The organism is Aurantiacibacter flavus (assembly GCF_039710615.1).
Taxonomy (GTDB): Bacteria; Pseudomonadota; Alphaproteobacteria; order Sphingomonadales; family Sphingomonadaceae; genus Alteraurantiacibacter; species Alteraurantiacibacter flavus.
The window spans coordinates 66818-85313 of record NZ_JBDLBR010000005.1; the positions used below are offsets into that span (position 1 = coordinate 66818).

An 18496-nucleotide genomic window follows, 5' to 3' on the forward strand; every position below is an offset into this window, starting at 1 on the left:
CTACGACTGCGGGATTCTGCTTGTCCGCCCAAGTGCTTGGGGGCTGCTCGGCAGCCGATGCGCCCGTGCCGCTGGCCGAGGCCGAAGCCGCTATGCCTGCCGCTCCCGCAGGCGATCCGGGCGAGCGGCAGGTGTTCTTTGGCGACCTGCACCTGCACACGAGCCTTTCGCTCGATGCCGCCGCCTCGCGCACCGAGACCCTGCCCGAAGACGCCTATCGCTATGCCAGGGGCGAACCGATCGACTATCTCGGCCGCACGATTCAGCGGCGAGCGGCGCTCGACTTCCTCGCCGTCACCGACCATGCCGAATATCTCGGCAACGTGCGGCTGGCGATGCGCGGCGAGCTGGATGTGCCGGGCGAGGGCTGGGCCGAACTGCTGGCCGACCGCCGTCCGGGCGCGACCATGTTCCAGCTGATGACCCGGGTGGTGGCGGGCATTCGCGGCGAGGATACGCGGGGCCTTTCCAACCCCGCGCTGGTCAACGGCGCGTGGAACGGTGTGATTGCGGCGGCCGAGCGATACAACCAGCCGGGCCGGTTTACCGCTTTCGTCGCCTTCGAATATTCGCCTACGCTTCAGGCCGAGGGATCGGCGCACCTGCATCGCAACGTGATCTTTCGTGGGCCGGACTATCCCTCCATGCCCTTTGGCGCGACCGACAGCATGAAGCCCGAGGCGCTGTGGGCCTATGCCGAGGCCAATCGCGAGCGGGGGATCGAATCGCTGATGATCCCGCATAATTCGAACCTGTCGAGCGGCCTCGCCTTCCAGTACGACGATTTCTACGGCAACCCGATGACGCGGGCCTATGCCGCCAACCGGTCGCGCAACGAGCCGCTGGTGGAAATCACGCAGAACAAAGGCACCAGCGAGGCGCTGCCCGAACTTTCCCCCGATGACGAATTCGCCGCCTTCGAACTGCTGCCCGGGGGGCATGGTCCGGGCGGATCCACCCCGGCCGGCGAGGAAGAGCAGCGCGGCAGCTTTGTGCGCTATGGCCTCCAACGCGGGCTTGAGCTGGCCGAAAACCTAGGCGTGAACCCGTTCGAATATGGGTTCGTCGGCGCGAGCGACTTCCATTCGGGCGCTTCGGCGAGCGAAGAGGACAACTTCCCCGGCGGGCTCGGCATGGGCGACGACCATGGCGATCCGCGCGCCGTGTTGCAGACCGATTCGCCGGTGCTGGGGGCGCCGAACTCGATGCTCTCGGCCTCGGGCATCACCGGCGTCTGGGCTGAGGAGAACACCCGCGCGGCGCTTTTTGCAGCCCTGCAACGACGCGAGGTCTATGCCACCTCGGGGCCGCGCATGCGGGTGAGGTTGTTTGCCGGATGGGGTGACAGCATGGCCTTCGAAGACCGTGCCGACTGGGCCAGCCGGGCCTATCGCTGGGGCGTGCCTATGGGCGGCACACTTGCGGCCCGACCGCGCTCTGACAACGCGCCGACACTGCTGGTGCAGGCTGTCAAAGACCCGCTGTCGGGCAATCTCGACCGGGTGCAGATCGTCAAGCTCTGGCGCGAGGGCGGTCAGTCGCATGAGAAGATTTACGACGTGCTGTGGTCGCCCGGACGGCGGATCGTGAACGGGCGGCTTCAGCCCGTCGGCAACACGGTCGATGTCGCCCGCGCCAGCTACACCAATACGATCGGCGAGCCCGAGCTGTTCGGATCGTGGACCGATCCCGATTTCGATCCCGCGCAGTCGGCACTCTACTATGCCCGCGTGCTCGAAATCCCTACCCCGCGCTGGGCGACATACCTGGCCAAACAAACCGGCATTCGCCTGAAGGAAGGAACCCCCGCATGGCTACAGGAACGCGCATGGACCTCGCCTATTTTCTATCGTCCGTGAGCCTGCGCTCCGGCGCTTCGCTGGCCTTGCTTGGCGTGCTGGCGGCCTGTTCGCAAGCCACGCCGAATGCCGCACCCGATGGGACCGTCGCGTCCACTGAGGTTGCTCCCGCGCCGCAGGACGGGGATCGGGAGTTGCTGTGGGGCGATACCCACGTTCACTCGCGCAACTCGGTCGATGCCTATGCCACGGGCCTTGGCAGCGCTGATGTCGATACTGCCTATCGCTTTGCACGCGGTATGCCGGTGGTCTTCCCCAAGACCGGGCAGAAGGTCCAGATCGGGGAGCCGCTCGATTTCATCGTGATGGCCGATCACGCCGAAAATCTCGGCATGAACGTGCGCGTCGAACGCGGTGACGAGGCCGTTCTGGCAACCGATCTCGGGCACAAATGGTGGCAGATACTCAAGGAACAGGGCGGCCGCGCCATGACCTCGGCGATCATGGGCTTCGCCGAACCGGAGGAAGAGCGCCCCGCCTATTTTGCGGAGGTGACCACCGATACCATCCGCCAGACCAGCTGGAACGAGCAGGTCGCCGCCGCCGAGCGGCATAACGTGCCTGGCACCTTCACCGCCATGATCGGCTGGGAATGGAGCTCGACGCCCAACACCCGCAACCTGCACCGGGTGGTGATGACCAATGTCGATGGCCATGTGGCGCGGCAGTTCCTGCCCTTCAGCTACTACATCTCCAACCGGCCCGAAGACCTGTGGAGCTTCTTCGAGCAGACCCACGCGCGCACCGGGGCCGACTTTTTGGGCATGCCGCACAATTCGAACCTCTCCGACGGACTGATGTTCGCCACGAGAGACAGCGACGGCGAGGAATTCTCGGTCGACTATGCCCGCCGCCGCAGCAGGTGGGAGCCTGTCGCCGAGATCACCCAATACAAGGGTACGAGCGAGACCCACCCCGAACTCTCGCCGACCGACGAATTTGCCAATTTCGAACTCCGGAATATGCTCCTTACCGGACAGGCCACGGCGGTCAGTGAAGGCTCCTACTTGCGCAGCGCGCTGTTGAACGGGCTGAAGGAAGAGCAGCGGCTGGGCGTCAATCCCTTTGCCTTCGGCATCGGCGGTGCGAGCGATAGCCACACGGGCCTCTCGTCTCAGCGGGAGGACAACTTCCTGGGCAAGATGGCCGAAGATTTCCTGCCAGCCGAGAGGGTAGGCCCCGAAAAGGTCGCGTCTATCTTTCCCAATGTCGAGATGTCGGCCGGCGGGCTGACCGGGATCTGGGCCGATTACAACGACCGGCAGTCGATCTTCGATGCATTCCGCCGCCGCGAGGTCTTTGCCACGTCCGGGCCGCGCATCAAGCTGCGGATGTTTGCCGGACAGAGCTTTACTGCGGGCGATCTTGCGTCACCCTCTTTCGGTCGGATCGGCTATTCGAAAGGCGTGCCGATGGGCGGCACGTTGCTGCCGATGCGCGCCGGGCAGGCACCGCAATTCGCCATCGTGGCCACCAAGGACCCGCATGAGGCCAATCTCGACCGGGTGCAAGTAGTGAAGGGCTGGATCGATGCCAACGGCATCGCGCGCGAGAAGGTGTTCAACGTCGCCTGGTCGGGCGGGCGCAGGCTGCGGGCAGATGGCAGCCTGCCCGATGTCGGTAACACGGTGAACCTTGCCACCGCGCGATACAGCAACACCATCGGCGCGGCCGAGCTTTCCACCTTGTGGACCGATCCCGAGTTCGATGCCCGCCAGCCCGCGTTCTACTATGTGCGCGTGCTGCAAATCCCCACGCCGCGCCAGCATGTGTTCGATGCGCTGGCCATGGGTGTCGATCCGACGACCATGGATCTGCCGACCACCATTCGTGAGCGGGCCTGGTCATCGCCTGTGTGGTATCGCCCGTGACCCCAAGGCAATGGCTGCGAGAGCCGCTGTTCCACTTCCTGCTTGCCGGGCTGGCGATGTTCCTGCTCGCTGGCTGGTGGCAAAGCGGCGACAGCTCCGGCAAGACGATCCGACTGGGAGAGGACGATCTGCTCACCTTCATGCAAGGCCGGGCACAGGTCTACGACGCGCCGACTTTCAGCGCGCTGCTCGCCGAGATGTCGGACGAGGACCGCAGTGAACTGATACGCGATGCTGCCCTGCAGGAGGTGCTCTATCGCGAGGCTCAGGCGCTCGGACTTTCCGAGGCGGACCCGCTGGTGCGCCAGCGCATGGTCCAGCAGATGCGGCTGATCCTCGCCGAAGAGACGACGGCCGATACCTCGCTTTCGGATGCCGACCTTGCCGCCTTCTACGAGGCGAACAAGGCGCAATATGCCGCCGCGCCGACGATGAGCTTTACCCACGTGTTCCTGCGCTCTCCCGCCACACGCGAAGAAGCGGGAGCCATGCTGGCGAAACTGCGCTCCGGCAATGTCGCAGCCGATCAGGCGGGGCAGCATGGTGAGCGGTTCCTCTATCAGCAGAACTATGCTGCAGCCGACGAAGGGCTGGTGACGAGCCATTTCGGACCCGACTTCGCCGAGGCCCTGTTCGCGCTCGATCCGGGAAGCTGGCAGGGGCCGATCCAGTCGGCGCATGGGTGGCATGTGGTGCTCCCGCTCGCTAAGGAAACGGGAGGCGTCCCCGATCTGGGCGAGGTACGCGATCAGGTGCGCGAGGATGCCATGGCCGAGCGCCGCCGCGTGGCATCGAATGCGGCGCTCGACAAACTTCTGGCAAGCTACACGATCGAGCTGGACGATGGGCTGTGAGGGGCTGGCTGTTCATCTGGCTTGCGGTCGTTTTCGCTGTGGCGCCGCAGGCGGTGCGGGCGGACGATAACCGGCCGCTGTCGCTCAAGATCGAGCAACAGGATGCGGCGAATTTCACGGTGACGTGGAAATTGCCGGTCAATGTCGAGCCACGGCACATGCCGCGAGTCTCGACCGATGGCTGCGAGGAGAGGGGCCGCGCGCGCACCTGGTCCGATCCGCTCGGCTATTGGCGCGAGGAGGCATGGCATTGCGCACAGGGGATCGAGGCTCGGGAAATCGCCATCGTCTATCCGCTGGCTAACCCGAACCTTGCCACGATCGTCCGGGTCTTCCGCGCAGGCGCGGGCGATCCGCAGACGATCCTGCTGCAACCGCAGGACGGCAGCTTCGCCATCGGCACGGAAGAGGAGGCGAGTAGCGGGGGCGGCTTCCTCGAATTCATCAAGCTCGGGGTCGAGCATATCTGGATCGGGATCGACCATCTGCTGTTCGTGGCCGGGCTGGTGCTGATCGCCGCCAAACCGCGCCGCATCCTCGTCACCATCACCGGCTTCACGCTCGCGCATTCGGTCACGCTGGCACTGGCCGCACTCGATCTGGTGCGGCTGCCGATTGCCGCCATCGAGGCGGTGATTGCGCTATCTATCGTGTTCCTCGCGGTCGAGATCGTAAAGGGGCCGCGTGACACGCTAACATGGCGCAAGCCGGTGGTGGTCGCGAGCGCTTTCGGGCTGCTGCACGGGTTCGGTTTTGCCGCAGTCCTGCGCGAGATCGGCTTGCCGCAGGGCAGTCTGGTCAGTTCGCTGCTTGCGTTCAATATCGGGATCGAGATCGGACAGGTCGTTTTTGCCGCGGGCATCTTCGCCCTGCTGTGGTTGCTTGGGCGGACCGGCGAGCGTCTGGCCGGGCAACTGCCGGTGCAGAAGCTGGCGGGTTATGCGGTAGGCTGCCTTGCCAGCATGTGGATGATCGAGCGGCTGTCGGGGATTTAGTTTCCGGGCTGCCCTGCCGTACCCTGCCTGAGGCTAATCCTTGCTGGCTTTGCGTTTCTTGCTGCGATTGCCGAGTAGCCTGCTCACCATGTTGGTCTTGGCAGTGGGCGCATTGCCGATGGTCTCGCCCAGATAGGTGTTCGGCTTGGGCTGCCGGTCTTCGACCGAAACGAGATCGCGCAGCGCCAGCCGGCCGAGGCTCTCGTCCGAAAAGGCGGGAGTGTAATAAATGCAGTCGTCGAAGAAGTAATGCGTGACCTGCGACCAGCGGGTGAGCTTCGGATCGCTCTGGCGGCTCCCGCCGTGGAGGAGGTTGGCGCACCAGATCAGGGCCTGGCCCTTGCGCGCGAGGAACGGTTCCTCGACCTTGCCGTGGGCCTTGCACATGGCAGCCCAAGCGTCGGAATAAGGGGCCTGGGCCGAACCCAATTCGCTGCCGTAGCCGCGTCGGCCGATCATGGCGTTCGAGACGATGGGCCAGCGATGCGATCCGCGTACGTAAAAGAGCGGGCCGGCTTCGGCGGTGATATCCTCCATCGCCAGCCAGACGCCGCACATGAAGCGTTCGGGAAGGCTGGAGAAGTGCACCGAGTCGGCATGGGCGGCCTGCTGCGTTCCGACCGGGAAATTCAGTGTCTGGAATGGAAAGGCGCGGCGCCCATAGAGCTTGGACAGAAGATCGAGAATGGCCGGATTGGAGGCAATGGCATGGACGTCTGCGTCGGTCTGCCAGGCATCCTGAACCCGCCGTTCGCCCTTGGTCTTGTCGGCGGCGGGGTCTTCGAGCGGAATGCCGAAGCCTGGCCCCAGATTGCGCTTTATGCGCTCGATCCGCGCGTCGATGTCAGGGTCGGGGAAATCGAGAACGGCAAAGCCGTCGCTGTTCAGCTGCCGGGCGAGCTGCCTTTCCTTCTCGGTAAAACCCGGCAGGTCCTCGTTATCGAATATCGGCGATTCAATCAAAGGCACTCCGGGAAAGAGCGCAGCCGACTTGGTATCGGATGATCCTGTTGCGTCTGACATTCGCGACTGCCTTGATTCTGCTGCGACCGGTGGGTTTCTTAGGGCTTTAGCACTTCCTTGCGAAGTATCTGCAGCAAGTGCATCAGCACCTCGTGGTGCATAACCGGAATCCCTCCTGAGCGCGGCCATAAGGCGCCGGTGTGACCATGGATATGGTGCCCGGTCAGAGGGCGGCCGAGTTCTTCGAAGCGATCGAGAACGGGTGGGATGGGGTTGTCCGGTCTGGGGGCGTTCACGATCTCTCCATCCACGAACATGTCGGCTACGCATTCATGGCTGAACAGGCTTGCGCGTGGATCGAGGCGGTCGGCAACAACCATCATGTCCTTGGCCGAGACTTCGAGATCGACATCCATCCACAGGCACATGAGCTGTGGCGGGCGATAGTCGCGGAAGGTGTCGGCGTAAAAGCCCTTGTGGAAGGTTACCTGATCGATCGCGCCGAGGCGGCGGACATTGTCGGTCACTTCTTCGAGGCTGCCGGCATAGTCGCCTGCGGTGTAGCCGCTGTGCTTTGCCTCGGGCAGCCCTTCGAACGAATCGAAAATGTGCATCTTCAGACCGAGCTGCTGACAGGCAAAGCTGAGCATCGCGGAACTGAACCCTTTGAAGCAGCCGAACTCCGCAAAGTCACCCTCCACACCATGGGACTTGAGGACGTAGAGCTGGTGCGCGATCGCGGTGATCTCGGCGACCGAATTGGGCTTGCCGTGGAAGTCGGCCGATCCGGGGCGGGCCTGCCGGTTGGCGCTGGGGAAGAAGCGGTCGACAAAGGCGAAGTGGGCGGCAATGGCGCTGAGATAGCGGATGTAGTCGGCCACCGCCGGCGTTTCGCGCAGCATCGGGACCAGCAGAATATCGCGCAGGGCGGCTACGAACTTCCGCTGTCCGGAAGCCGTTAGCAGATCGTCCACTGCCTCGGGCCGAAAGGCAGCAACGACGTCGATCACGCGTGCGGGAAACGGTCCGACGATGTTCGCCGGAGATGCAGACGCCAGCCGTTCCACCAGCCCGTTGCCGGCCAGAGTGACCGTGCCGAGCCACGCCTTGGGCGACCATGATCCTTGGGGGCGCGCTGTTATCTTGACCTCCACCACGCGGTCGTCAGGGATCGCCTTTTCGGGCAATTCGAGTGCGAAGCCGCTGAAGCGGGCGCGCTTGTAACCCGGCAGGAGACGTTCGACGTCTGGGCGTTCGACGCCTGTCTTGGTGGACGCGACGGCCTTGCCATCGATCCACGCCTCGATGAGCACGTCCTTCTCGCTCCGCGCCGCTGCCCAGCCGGAGAAGCGATTGAGCGCGTTGGCATCGAGAGTTCCCCGTGTCCCGGCCATTCGATTAAGGTGCCGCAACAGTCGCTTCGGGCGTCTCATTATGATTCTTTCCTGAAAGGGGGATTCTCTTGGCGGTCAGGGTGCAGCCGACGCGTATCGCTTGGACTTGCCATAAGACCCATCGAAAGCGACGTGATGAAGTCCGTGGACTAGAATATGGCCACCTAACCCGCAACCGATTATAGAACGCACGGAGCAATTCACGAAGGGACGCTTCCAAGAAGCTGAGCGCGCGATAGCCGATCCGCAAGGGCTATCCGGGCGTGCACCCCTGGGGTATCTCCCCGGCATGACTCATGGGTGGCATTGGATCGCAGCATTGGCATTAGTATCGGGCGCAGCGCAGGCGCAGGACAACGAACAGGAAGAGCTCACACTCGACGCGGTTTTCGGCAGCCCCTCGCTGTCCGGCTCCATGCCGCGCAGTCTGCAGCTTTCGCCCGATGGCCGTTACGCCACGCTGCTGAAGCCGCGCGTCGACGATCGCCAGCGTTATGACCTGTGGGCCATCGACACCTCCACCGGCGAGGAGCGGATGCTTGTCGACAGCGAGGCCCTGGGTGGGCGCGAGATTTCCGAGGAGGAGAAGATGCGCCGCGAGCGGATGCGGCTGGCCGGAACGCGCGGGATCGTCTCCTATGACTGGGGGCCGGATGGCAAGGCGCTGCTGGTGCCTATCGACGGCGACCTGTGGCTTGCGCCGCTTGAGGGAGCGCCGCGCCAGCTGACCGACACCGAGGCGGGCGAGCTCGACGCGAAGCTCTCCGAAACGGGCCGCTACGCAAGCTTCGTGCGCGGGGGGGATCTCTATGTCGTCGAGACCGCGACTGGCGCCGAGCATCGAGTGACCGATGGTGCTAGCGACACGATTACATGGGGCTCGGCCGAATTTGTCGCGCAGGAAGAGCTGGACCGTTCGAGCGGCCACTGGTGGAGCCCCGATGACAGCCGCCTCGCCGTGGCGCGGGTGGACGAAAGCGGGGTCGAGGTGGTTCAGCGGCTGGCGATCGGCGCGGAAGGATCGTCGCTGATCGCGCAGCGCTATCCGCGTGCCGGGACGGACAATGCGCTGGTCGATCTGTATGTGATGCGGCCCGATGGCAGCGAGCGGGTGAAGGTCGATCTCGGAGACAATCCCGATGTGTATCTCGCCCGCGTCTATTGGTCGGCGGACGGGCAGGCCTTGTGGGTGGGCCGCCTCAGCCGCGATCAGAAGCGGCTCGATCTGCTAGAAGTCGATCCGGCCACGGGCGCGTCTCAAGTGTTGCTCAGCGAAACGTCGGACACTTTCGTCAACCTCGCGTCGAGCGGGTTCGGGCAGGGCGGCGAGGCGGGCCTGCGCTCGCTCAAGGGCGGCGGCTTCCTGTGGCTGTCGGAGCGCGACGGTTACATGCACCTTTACCGCTGGCAGGACGGCGATCTGACCCAGCTCACCCACGGCGATTGGGTGGTGAGCGGTCTTGCCGGGGTCGATGAGGCGAACGGGCTTGCCTATGTCACTGGCAACCGCGAGACCCCGCTTGAACGGCATATCTATTCGGTGCGGCTCGATGGGACGGGCGAACCGGAGCGGCTGACCGAGAGCGGCTACTGGAACAGCGGCGCGCTCGATCGCACGGGTACGCGGCTGATCATCCAGCGCCAGAGCCCGGTGCAGCCGCCGCAGGTCTATCTGGCCGACAACACGGGCGAGCGGCTCGCCTGGATCGAGCAGAACGCGATTGGACCGGGCCACCCCTTCGCGCCCTACGCCGATCTGCTGCGCGAACCGGACTACGGCACGCTCACCGCATCGGATGGGCAGGTGCTGCACTGGGAAGCAATGAAGCCGGAGGGCGAGGGGCCGTTCCCGGTGATCCTCGAAGTCTATGGCGGCCCCCATGCCCAGCGCGTCGCGCGCTACTGGACCTCGCCGCTGGACCGCTGGTGGGTGGAGCAGGGCTATGCGATCTTCCGGCTCGACAATCGCGGTTCGGGCAACCGAGGCCGCGCGTTCGAGGAGCCGCTCTATCAGGCGTTCGGCACGGTCGAGGTTGAAGACCAGCTCGCGGGGCTGGACTGGCTCAAGCAGCAGGACTGGGCCGATGCCGACCGGATCGTGGGCGAGGGCTGGTCCTATGGCGGCTACATGACGCTGAAGCTGCTGGAGGCCGCGCCGGGAGCCTTTGCCGGCGGCATTTCAGGCGCGCCGGTGACCCAGTGGGGGCTTTACGACACCGCCTATACCGAGCGCTATCTCGGCGATCCGCGCGAAGTGCCCGAGGTCTACGAGGCTGCCGACGTGCTGCCCCGTGCGGGCAACATTGCGGACCCGCTCTTGGTGATCCACGGGATGAGTGACGACAACGTGGTGTTCGACAATGCCGTGCGGCTGCTCGCCGCGCTCCAGCAGGCGCGGGTGCCGTTCGACACCGCCGTTTATCCGGGGCAGGCGCACGGGTTTCAGGGCAAGGACATCCTGATCCACCGCACGCTGGCGATGCAGGCCTTCCTCGACCGGGTTACGGCTGCCGACTGAGATCGCGGATACGTCCGCACGGCGGGATCGTGGCCCCCGGTGCGAGCCAGGCCTCCAGCGCGTCGACATCGATGCCCGCGTCGTCGAGCACGGGAAAGCGGGCGAATGTCGCAAAGCCGTCGCCGCCCTCGGCAAGGAAGTTGTTGATCGCGACGCGGTAGGTCTTCGCCGGATCGAGCGGCTTGCCATTCAGCGTCGCGGACACGATCCGCTCGCCAGCTGGCTGGCTGCGGTCGAAGCTGTAGGCGAAGCCTTGGGACGGCAGCAGCGCCGAATGGCAGGTGGAGACGGTGCCATCAGCCGCTTCGCAGAACTGTTCTTCGAGCACGGCCTTGATCGCGCTGCCCGGCATTTCCACCAGCAGCACCGAATTGGCGAACGGCTGCATGGCAAGGGTGTCGCCGTAGGACATGGTACCGCTGGCGCCCGGTGGCAGATCGGTGCGCACGCCGCCGGAGTTGACGAAAGCGATATCGGCCGGACCGCCCGCGAGATCGCGCGTCGCGGCGAGCTGGGCGTCGGTCACCAGCCGGTCGGCGGGGCTTTCCAGGCAGTTGCCGCTGTCGTCTTCGGCGAGTTGCCAGTTGCCGACCGGGCGCGCGGTAATGGCCTCGCTCGCCGCGAAATAGCGGGCCACCAGCGCGGCGATTGCGGGTTCTTCCCCGGCCTCTTGCGTAACGGGCACGTTGTGCGCGCTGAGCGAGAGCACCTTGTCGCTGGCGGGGTCGAGCATCAAGTCGATCTGCGTGACGAAAGCGCCATAGCGCCCGGCGCTGGTCAGCGTGCGCCCGCCGACCTTGCAGCTATAGGCCTGATGGGTGTGACCCGAAACGACCAGCCCGATCGCCGGATCAAGCCGGTCGAGGATCGGCATGATCGCGCCTGAAAGGCCGGGGCACCCGCTGACGTTGAATGTGGGATCGACCTGCGCGCCCTCGTGGATCAGCAGCACCACGGCATCGGCCCCCTCGGCCTTGAGACCTGCCGCCAGCCGGTTCGCAGCCTCGGCCTCATCACCGAAGCTGTATCCGGCGATGGCCGAGGCGGTGACCAGTTGCGGCGTATCCTTGAGCGTCAGGCCGATGAAGCCGATTGTCGCGCCGCCCACTTCGCGCAGGGCGGTGCCGGGAAACAGCGTCGCGCCGTCCGCGTCGGTGGTGTTGCCCGCAAGATAGCGGAACGAGGCCCCGGTGAAGGGCTCGAGCGCGCAGGGTTTGCGCGCGGTATAGACCTCGCAGCCGCCTTCCTGCATCCGCCGCAGCTCGGCAATGCCCCGGTCGAACTCATGGTTGCCGACCGATGCCACGTCGAGCCCGGCAAGGCTGAGCGCGGCGATGGCGGGCTCGTCGAGGAACTGTTGTGAGATGACCGGGCCGGCCCCGATCAGGTCGCCAGCCGCTACCACGAGGCTGTCGGGCTGCCCGGCGCGCAGGCGAGCGATGGTCGCTCCCAGGCGTGCCGCGCCGCCGAGAACGGCGCTTTGGGGGCCGCCGTTGCCTGCGAAAGGGGTCTCCTGCGTTGGCGGGAGGAGCGCACCGTGGAAGTCGTTCAGGGCGATGATGCGCACGGCCACCGGGGATGGCTGTGATGCGGGCATCGTCGCGCAGGCGGAGAGGGCAAGGGCGGCAATCGAAGCGGATAAGAGGCGCATGGTCATGGCGTCGCCTTCGGGTTCGCGGATGGCACCTTCATGACATGGGCCAGCGCGCGGCGAGCGTAAAGGCATGACCGTCATGCCTCCTGCCGGTAAGCCTCTCGCCCATAACGCGCGGCCAGCACGGCGCAGATCATCAGTTGCAGCTGGTGAAACACCATCAGCGGAAGGATCACCGCGCCCACGGTCGCCGCCGGAAACAGGACGCCCGCCATCGGAACGCCGGTGGCAAGGCTCTTCTTCGTGCCGCAGAACTGCAGCACGATCACGTCCTCGCGGGCGAAGCCGAACCAATGCCCAACCAATGCGGTCAGCATCAGCACGAAAGCAAGCAGCAGCGCTGACAGCGCGAGGATCGTTAGGAGGTCGCCAGCCGAGACTCTTGACCACAGCCCCTCCACCACCGCAGCGGAGAAAGCGGCGTAAACGACCAGGAGCACTGAGCCGCGGTCAACCACCAGCAGCAGCGCCCGTTGCCGCACGATCCAGCTACCGATAAGTGGTTGCAACAGATGGCCAGCCAGAAAAGGCAGCAGCAGTTGCACGATGATGGTGAGCACCGCGTTGCCCGAGATGCCGCCCTGTTCGCCGGTCAGGATCAGCGCTACCAGCACCGGCGTGATCACGATACCTGCGAGGTTCGAAAAGGCCGCGCTGCAAACCGCGCCCGCGACATTGCCGCGCGCCATGGCGGTGAAGGCAATCGAGCTTTGCACGGTGGAGGGCAATAGCGTGAGAAATACCAGCCCGGTGCGCAACCACGGATCAAGGAAGGGCAGCGCGGCGATACCCAGCCCAAGCAGCGGAAACACACCATAGGTTATCGCGCCGACCGTTGCATGCAGCCGCCAGTGCCGGGCGCCGTCGATCACCGCCTGCCGAGACAGCCGCGCGCCATGCAGAAAGAACAGCGCGACGATGCCGATATCGGCGGCCCCGCCGGCAATGTCGGCGCCGACGCCGCGCGCGGGCAGCAGCGATGCAAGGCCCACGGTGCCCAGCAACAGCACGATAAAGGTGTCGATCCTGAGGCGGGCAAGGAGGGCCTTCATTCGGTCGCTTTCGTTGGCAGGGCCAGCAGGCTCGGTAGTGCGGCGGAGGGCTGCGATCAATCGGGCAATCCCGCTTGGCCGCGCGCGGCAAGGGTTTTCTCGCGGCTCCGCCCCAGCTAGCCTTGTGTGTATGAGCCCTCCGCCAAGCGATACCCGCTCCAAACTGCTTGCCGCAGCCGAGCAGATCCTCGTTCAACGTGGTATTACCGGGCTGTCGGTGCGCAAACTGGGCGATACGGCAGGACTGAACCCCACGTTGGTGACCTATCACTTCGGCTCGCTCGGCGCGCTGCTGGAGGAGCTGCGCGACCGCAACATGGAGCCGATCCTCGCTGCCTGGGAGGGGCTGGATCGGCTTGACGGGCTCGATGCGATCCTGCGTGGCTGGATTGCCCCGCTTCTCAGGCCTGCGGCCTTCACCGAGGGCGGGCGGGCGCTGGTGGTGATCGACGAAATTGCCGCCCACGCCGAGGGCGATCTCGGTGCCGGGGTACTTGCCGCCATGCTGGAGTTCACCCGTGGCCTGCACGCGCTCTTGCTGCCCCATTGCCCCGCGCTCGGCGAAGCCGAACTGCGCGTGCGGCTGCGCTTCATTTCCGCTGCAGCGCTTGGCCCCCCGCCGCGCGGCCGCGGTATGGTGGGCGTGGGCGTCGCGGACGAACTTGAGTATCTGGTGCGCTTCGCTCACGCCGCCTTACTCAAGTAGTCCAGCAGGGGATTGCCAGCGCCCAAGCAGCAATTTATACAATCGTATAAATTGCTGTGGGAGGGGAGAGACCTGTGGTTACGCCGAACACCATGACTGAGGCCGATTTTGCCGATGGCTTGGCGCAGATGCGCTCTATCGTGGGGCCGGAATGGGTGTTCGATCAGCCCGCCGATCTCAACACTTACCGCGATTTCTATTCGGTCCTGTGGGGCGAGCCGGAGGAAAAGCAGGCCTCGGCCGCGATCGCCCCGGCGAGCGTGGAGGAGGTGCAGGCGATCGTCCGCGCGGCAGGCGAGCGGAACATGCCGCTTTACCCGATCAGCACCGGGCGCAACCTCGGCTATGGCGGTTCGGCGCCGGTTCTGTCGGGTAGTGTGGTGCTCGATCTGAAGCGGATGAACCGCGTGCTCGAAGTGAACGAGGCGAATTGCTCGTGTCTGGTCGAGCCGGGTGTCTCCTATTTCGACATGTATCGCCACTTGCAGGAAAGCGGCTCGAAGCTGTGGCTCGACGTGCCCGATCCGGGATGGGGCTCGCTGATCGGCAATGCGATGGATTCGGGCGGCGGCTATACGGTGTCGGGCTATCGCGGGCACTGGGAGGCGGTCTGCGGAGTCGAGGCGGTGATGGCCGATGGCGAGGTGCTGCGCACCGGCATGGGCGCGCTGCCCGGAAGCGAGACCTGGCAGCAATATCGTATGGGCATCGGCCCCTGCCTTGATGGACTGTTCCGCCAGTCGACGCTGGGCGTGGTCACCAAGATGGGCTTCTACCTGTTCCCGCAGCCCGAAGCGCACCTGTCGGCAAGCGTCAGCGTCTATCGCTATGAAGACCTCGACGAGCTGGTAGAGATCCTCAACGAGCTGGAATATGGGAATGTCTTCAATGGCATGCCCGGTATTGGCTCGCCAGTGCTCAGTCAGGAAAGCCCGATTGCCATGGCCATCGTGCCCGAGCCGGACGAGATGAACCGGATGGTGCGCGAGACGGGCCTGCCCGCCTGGCGCGCCTCGTTCAATTTCTATGGCCCTGAGAAGGTGATCGCCGCGCAGTGGGAGCACGTTCGCGACCGCTTCGCCCACTTCGAAGGCGTGACCTACCAAGCCGATGAACCGGTGCGCTTTCCGCTCACGCCGGCGCAGCTCGAGAAGGTGCAGAAGCCGCGCTATGGCATTCCCTCGCTCGAGATTTTTACCGTCGGTAGTCAGGGCTTTGGCAAGTTCAACCCGTCGGACGGGCATATCTGGTTTTCCGCCGTCATCCCGCGCTCGGGCAAGGGCGTGATTGCGGCCAACCGGGTGATGCGTCAGGCCTGCAAGGAGCGCGGGCTGGACCTGTTCATGCTCGCCCCCGCCGTCACCTGCTGGACGCGCAGCTTTGTGCTGTTCGCTGCCGTTCCGGTCTACAAGGATGCGGCCAAGAATCAGCATCTGCGCGAATCGATCAAGGAAATCATCAAGATCTGCGGCGATCATGGCTGGGGCGAGTATCGCTGCCCGCCGGCTTTCATGGATGCGGTGATGGATGCCTACAGCTTCTCCGATCACAAGCTGCGCCGGGTGAACGAGCAGATCAAGGATGCGCTCGACCCGAAGGGCATTCTGTCGGCGGGGCGCTATGGCGTCTGGCCGAAACACTTGCGTGAAGGGAGGGGCGCATGAGGATACTGCTCGCTACCGTCGCCGTGGCAGCGTTCGCCTTCGGGGTGGCGCAGGCGCAGGACGCTGGTACGGAACCTGCGCGCACCGGCCCTACTGCGCCCGAACAGGCTGAGGGCAAAGCGGTCTTCGCCAAGTGGTGCGCGCCGTGTCATGCACCCGATCCAGGCCTCGCGGGCACCTTCGCGCTTCAGCACAAGTATGAAGGGAAAGTGCCAGCTGCGCTCGAGGACCGTACCGACATGCAACCGGCGCTGATCGGCTATTTCGTGCGCAACGGTGTCGCCTGGATGCCGCCCTTCCGCCCGACCGAGATTTCCGGAGAGCAGCTTGCGGCGCTCAGCGCCTACCTCACCGCTCCGCTTGACCAGCGCGGTGCTCCGGCCGAGCTTCTCGCCGAGGAAATGGTGCAGCTAAGGGGAGAGAGGCAATGATCCGGCGCGACATGCTCAAGTGGGGCGCGCTTGCCTCGGCTATGGCGGGGGCCCCGGCTGTGGCGCTGGCGAAGGCAGGCGAGGGGCTCGACGTGCTGCTGCTCGACACGCGCTTCGGTGATGGCACGACGGGCGAGATGGGCGCGGCGCGGGTACTGACCTTCGCAGGCGACGTGACGCGCATCTGGTACGATCATCTCGATTGCGCATGGCGTCGGCCCGGCTTCGTGGTGGGCGGCATCACCGGTGCTGACGCACTGTTCGTGCTGGAAACGCTGGCGCATCAGCAGGGGCGCAAGGTGGTGGCGCGCAATCCGCTTGCAGCCGTAGACGGTGTCACACCGGTCCGTTGGGTGATCGCGCCAGTCCATCCGAGCGTACTGGCATGAGCGTGCTTCCGCCCGACCTCGACGCGGCAGGCTTTGCCGCATTCCTCGATGATCTGCGCGCCGTGGTCGGGACCGACTGGGTGTGGTCAAGCGACGAGGACATGCACGCCTACCGCGACAGCTTTTCGCCCGTGTGGAACACCGAGCAGGAGCGCCACGCCAGCGCCGCCGTCGCGCCCGCCGATGTCGAGCAGGTCAGCGCCATTGTCCGCGTGGCGCGCAGGCACCGCGTGCCGCTGTTCCCGATCTCGACCGGCAAGAACTTCGGTTACGGCGGCCCCTCGCCCAATGTGAACGGCTCGGTCGTGATTGACCTGAAGCGCATGAACCGCGTGCTCGATGTGAACGAGACGCGGGCCTTTGCGCTAGTCGAGCCGGGGGTCTCGTACTTCGATCTCTATCGCGAAATCGAAGAGCGCGGGCTCAGGCTGATGGTTGACTGCCCCGATCCGGGCTGGGGCTCGCCGGTAGGCAATTCGCTCGAACGCGGAGTGGGCTATACCATGCCGCACTATCGCGATCATTTCGGCGCCCACTGTGGGATGGAGGTCGTGCTTCCCGATGGCGAGGTGATGCGCACCGGGATGGGCGCGATGCCCGGCGCGCAGACCTGGCAGGAATATCCCTATGGCTTCGGCCCCGATCCTTCCGGCCTGTTTGCGCAAGGCAATTTCGGGATCGTCACCAAGATGGGCTTTCGCCTGCTGCCGCTGCCCGAATACTATCGCACCTGCCTGATTGCCGTGCCCCGGCGGCGCGACTTCGTGAAGCTGGTGACACACGTCAACTACCTCAACGACAGTGGGCTGATCGGCGAGGTGGAATATGGCAGCCCGCTGCGCGCAAAGATGGCTGACCCGTCGTTCATGGCGCTTATCACCAAGACTGGCGGGGTGTCGGATGCCGAACTCGATGCCGCTGCCGAGGCGGCGGGCCTGCCGTGCTGGCAGGTGGAGCTGCAATTCCTCGGGCCGGAAAAGGCGACCTGGGAAAACTGGCTCCATGCCAAGGAGCGCATCCTGTCCGACATTCCTGGCGCGCAGGCAACCGAGGGCGAGCACTTTGCCTTGCCCGCCACCGCGCACCAGCTTGACCATCCCGCGCAACCCTGGCCGAGTGCAATCAAGCGCAAACGCTCGCTTGGGGTGCCGAGCCTGGGCGAATGGAAGATCGTGCGCGACGATGGGCACATCGGTTTCTTCCCCGTGCTGCCGCGCACGGGCGAAGCGGTGTTCGAGATGCAGCAGGTGCTGGGCGACGCGATGAAGGAATTCCCCACGCTTCCGCCATTCTTCAACGCACTGACCACGCCACTGATGTGGCACACGCACACGTTCCAGATGGTCTTTGCACCTTCGATCAAGCACGACGATCCAGCGCACAATGCGATCAGCCATGCGGCGATGAAGAAGTGCGTGGCTGTAGCTGCCGAACACGGCTGGGGCGACTATCGCGCTTCGCCGATCTATCAGGATGCCGTGGCCGACACCTATAGCTTCAATGACCACGCGCTGCGCCGCTTCCACGAGCAGTTGAAGGACGCGATTGACCCTGACGGGATCATCGCCCCGGGACGGGGCGGGATCTGGCCACGGAGGTTCCGCGCATGAGCCGTGCTGCCCTTATCGCTATTGCGATCGCCCCGCTCGGCGCCCTGATGCTGACAGCTGCGGCCGCGCCCGCAGACATCGTGCGGCCGGACATGCCGGGGCGGCAGGTGTTCGAGCGCCAGTGCGCCCCCTGTCACGGAACCGGACCGGGTGCCGATGGCGCGCCGATGCTGCCGGGCACCGCCGCGCTCGCCGCCAAGTACGATGGCGCCAAGCCCGGCGCGCTCGAACTGCGCAGCGATCTTCCCGCACCGGTGCTGCGGCTGTTCGTTCGCCGCGGGGTGAGCGAGATGCCACCCTTCCGCAAAAGCGAGATCACCGATGCGCAGATCGACGAGGTGGCCGCCTATCTTGCCGCAACGGCGGCGGCGAACTAGCCCGACCCTGCCTGTTTCGCGGCGCTGGCGCGCCCTCAGGCCATGTCTCACCTCCATTTCCGTGACGTGCAAATGGCAGTGTTGCGGTTGCAAGACGTGACCGGATTCCCACAGCTACAACCGAACTTCAGTCTCTATTACTGCGGTGCAACAATCGGC

Annotated in this window: 15 protein-coding genes; 11 read left to right on the plus strand and 4 right to left on the minus strand. The window is 65.1% G+C overall.

Features of this window, described 5'->3' with window-relative positions; genetic code table 11:
* Positions 1–20 precede the first annotated feature (20 nt).
* From ABDJ38_RS13990 to ABDJ38_RS14005, 4 genes are read left to right on the plus strand one after another with little or no spacing between them, the layout of a single operon-like run.
* Positions 21–1859: a DUF3604 domain-containing protein gene (locus ABDJ38_RS13990; RefSeq protein WP_346785744.1), complete on the plus strand. Its 1839-nt coding sequence runs from the start codon at positions 21–23 to the stop codon at positions 1857–1859.
* The gene (locus tag ABDJ38_RS13995) at positions 1811–3730 is read left to right on the plus strand and encodes a DUF3604 domain-containing protein (RefSeq protein WP_346785745.1); all 1920 of its coding nucleotides are present in this window, start codon (positions 1811–1813) and stop codon (positions 3728–3730) included. The genes ABDJ38_RS13990 and ABDJ38_RS13995 overlap by 49 nt, the downstream gene beginning before the upstream one ends.
* Positions 3727–4584 (plus strand): peptidyl-prolyl cis-trans isomerase, encoded by an 858-nt coding sequence (locus ABDJ38_RS14000; RefSeq protein WP_346785746.1) that lies wholly within the window; start codon positions 3727–3729, stop codon positions 4582–4584. Before ABDJ38_RS13995 ends, ABDJ38_RS14000 begins: the two co-directional genes overlap by 4 nt.
* The gene (locus ABDJ38_RS14005; protein ID WP_346785747.1) at positions 4581–5579 is read left to right on the plus strand and encodes a HupE/UreJ family protein; all 999 of its coding nucleotides are present in this window, start codon (positions 4581–4583) and stop codon (positions 5577–5579) included. The genes ABDJ38_RS14000 and ABDJ38_RS14005 overlap by 4 nt, the downstream gene beginning before the upstream one ends.
* A 33-nt stretch (positions 5580–5612) precedes the next feature.
* Here the strand turns inward: ABDJ38_RS14005 and ABDJ38_RS14010 are convergent, their stop codons facing one another.
* Positions 5613–6602 (minus strand): phytanoyl-CoA dioxygenase family protein, encoded by a 990-nt coding sequence (locus ABDJ38_RS14010; RefSeq protein ID WP_346785748.1) that lies wholly within the window; start codon positions 6600–6602, stop codon positions 5613–5615.
* A 38-nt stretch (positions 6603–6640) separates the two neighbouring features.
* A complete protein-coding gene (locus tag ABDJ38_RS14015; protein WP_346785749.1) occupies positions 6641–7975 on the minus strand; it encodes a TylF/MycF/NovP-related O-methyltransferase in 1335 nt (444 codons plus the stop codon).
* Between the two features lie 250 nt (positions 7976–8225).
* Between ABDJ38_RS14015 and ABDJ38_RS14020 the strand changes: the two genes are divergently transcribed.
* Positions 8226–10454, plus strand: coding sequence for a S9 family peptidase (locus tag ABDJ38_RS14020; protein WP_429771118.1), 2229 nt, complete (start codon positions 8226–8228; stop codon positions 10452–10454).
* On the opposite strand, the gene ABDJ38_RS14025 is transcribed toward ABDJ38_RS14020, so the two are convergent.
* Together ABDJ38_RS14025 and ABDJ38_RS14030 are read right to left on the minus strand one after the other, a co-directional pair.
* The gene (locus ABDJ38_RS14025) at positions 10438–12111 is read right to left on the minus strand and encodes a bifunctional metallophosphatase/5'-nucleotidase (RefSeq protein WP_346785751.1); all 1674 of its coding nucleotides are present in this window, start codon (positions 12109–12111) and stop codon (positions 10438–10440) included. The genes ABDJ38_RS14020 and ABDJ38_RS14025 overlap by 17 nt on opposite strands.
* Before the next feature lie 74 nt (positions 12112–12185).
* Positions 12186–13160: a bile acid:sodium symporter family protein gene (locus ABDJ38_RS14030; RefSeq protein ID WP_346785752.1), complete on the minus strand. Its 975-nt coding sequence runs from the start codon at positions 13158–13160 to the stop codon at positions 12186–12188.
* A 130-nt stretch (positions 13161–13290) separates the two neighbouring features.
* Between ABDJ38_RS14030 and ABDJ38_RS14035 the strand changes: the two genes are divergently transcribed.
* The 6 genes from ABDJ38_RS14035 to ABDJ38_RS14060 all read left to right on the plus strand — a co-directional run bounded on the left by ABDJ38_RS14035 (position 13291) and on the right by ABDJ38_RS14060 (position 18337).
* Entirely contained in the window at positions 13291–13866 is a 576-nt protein-coding gene (locus tag ABDJ38_RS14035) for a TetR/AcrR family transcriptional regulator (protein ID WP_346785753.1), read from the plus strand.
* Between the two features lie 74 nt (positions 13867–13940).
* Positions 13941–15530 carry an FAD-binding oxidoreductase gene (locus ABDJ38_RS14040; RefSeq protein ID WP_346785754.1) on the plus strand — a complete coding sequence of 530 codons (1590 nt, stop codon included), beginning with the start codon at positions 13941–13943 and terminating at the stop codon, positions 15528–15530.
* Positions 15527–15961, plus strand: a complete 435-nt coding sequence (locus tag ABDJ38_RS14045; RefSeq protein ID WP_346785755.1) for a c-type cytochrome — start codon at positions 15527–15529, stop codon at positions 15959–15961. Before ABDJ38_RS14040 ends, ABDJ38_RS14045 begins: the two co-directional genes overlap by 4 nt.
* Complete coding sequence (locus ABDJ38_RS14050) at positions 15958–16350, plus strand: hypothetical protein (protein ID WP_346785756.1); 393 nt, start codon at positions 15958–15960, stop codon at positions 16348–16350. Before ABDJ38_RS14045 ends, ABDJ38_RS14050 begins: the two co-directional genes overlap by 4 nt.
* A complete protein-coding gene (locus ABDJ38_RS14055; protein ID WP_346785757.1) occupies positions 16347–17960 on the plus strand; it encodes an FAD-binding oxidoreductase in 1614 nt (537 codons plus the stop codon). Before ABDJ38_RS14050 ends, ABDJ38_RS14055 begins: the two co-directional genes overlap by 4 nt.
* Positions 17957–18337: a c-type cytochrome gene (locus ABDJ38_RS14060; protein WP_346785758.1), complete on the plus strand. Its 381-nt coding sequence runs from the start codon at positions 17957–17959 to the stop codon at positions 18335–18337. The genes ABDJ38_RS14055 and ABDJ38_RS14060 overlap by 4 nt, the downstream gene beginning before the upstream one ends.
* Positions 18338–18496 lie beyond the last annotated feature (159 nt).

Bases quoted from the DNA above. Each gene is read 5' to 3' on its own strand.
- ABDJ38_RS14055 (WP_346785757.1), top strand. From the start codon at position 16,347: ATGAGCGTGCTTCCGCCCGACCTCGACGCGGCAGGCTTTGCCGCATTC.
- ABDJ38_RS14060 (WP_346785758.1), top strand. From the start codon at position 17,957: ATGAGCCGTGCTGCCCTTATCGCTATTGCGATCGCCCCGCTCGGCGCC.
- ABDJ38_RS14050 (WP_346785756.1), top strand. From the start codon at position 15,958: ATGATCCGGCGCGACATGCTCAAGTGGGGCGCGCTTGCCTCGGCTATG.
- ABDJ38_RS14035 (WP_346785753.1), top strand. From the start codon at position 13,291: ATGAGCCCTCCGCCAAGCGATACCCGCTCCAAACTGCTTGCCGCAGCC.
- ABDJ38_RS13995 (WP_346785745.1), top strand. From the start codon at position 1,811: ATGGCTACAGGAACGCGCATGGACCTCGCCTATTTTCTATCGTCCGTG.
- ABDJ38_RS14010 (WP_346785748.1), bottom strand. From the start codon at position 6,602: ATGTCAGACGCAACAGGATCATCCGATACCAAGTCGGCTGCGCTCTTT.
- ABDJ38_RS14025 (WP_346785751.1), bottom strand. From the start codon at position 12,111: ATGACCATGCGCCTCTTATCCGCTTCGATTGCCGCCCTTGCCCTCTCC.
- ABDJ38_RS14045 (WP_346785755.1), top strand. From the start codon at position 15,527: ATGAGGATACTGCTCGCTACCGTCGCCGTGGCAGCGTTCGCCTTCGGG.
- ABDJ38_RS14015 (WP_346785749.1), bottom strand. From the start codon at position 7,975: ATGAGACGCCCGAAGCGACTGTTGCGGCACCTTAATCGAATGGCCGGG.
- ABDJ38_RS14020 (WP_429771118.1), top strand. From the start codon at position 8,226: ATGACTCATGGGTGGCATTGGATCGCAGCATTGGCATTAGTATCGGGC.
- ABDJ38_RS14030 (WP_346785752.1), bottom strand. From the start codon at position 13,160: ATGAAGGCCCTCCTTGCCCGCCTCAGGATCGACACCTTTATCGTGCTG.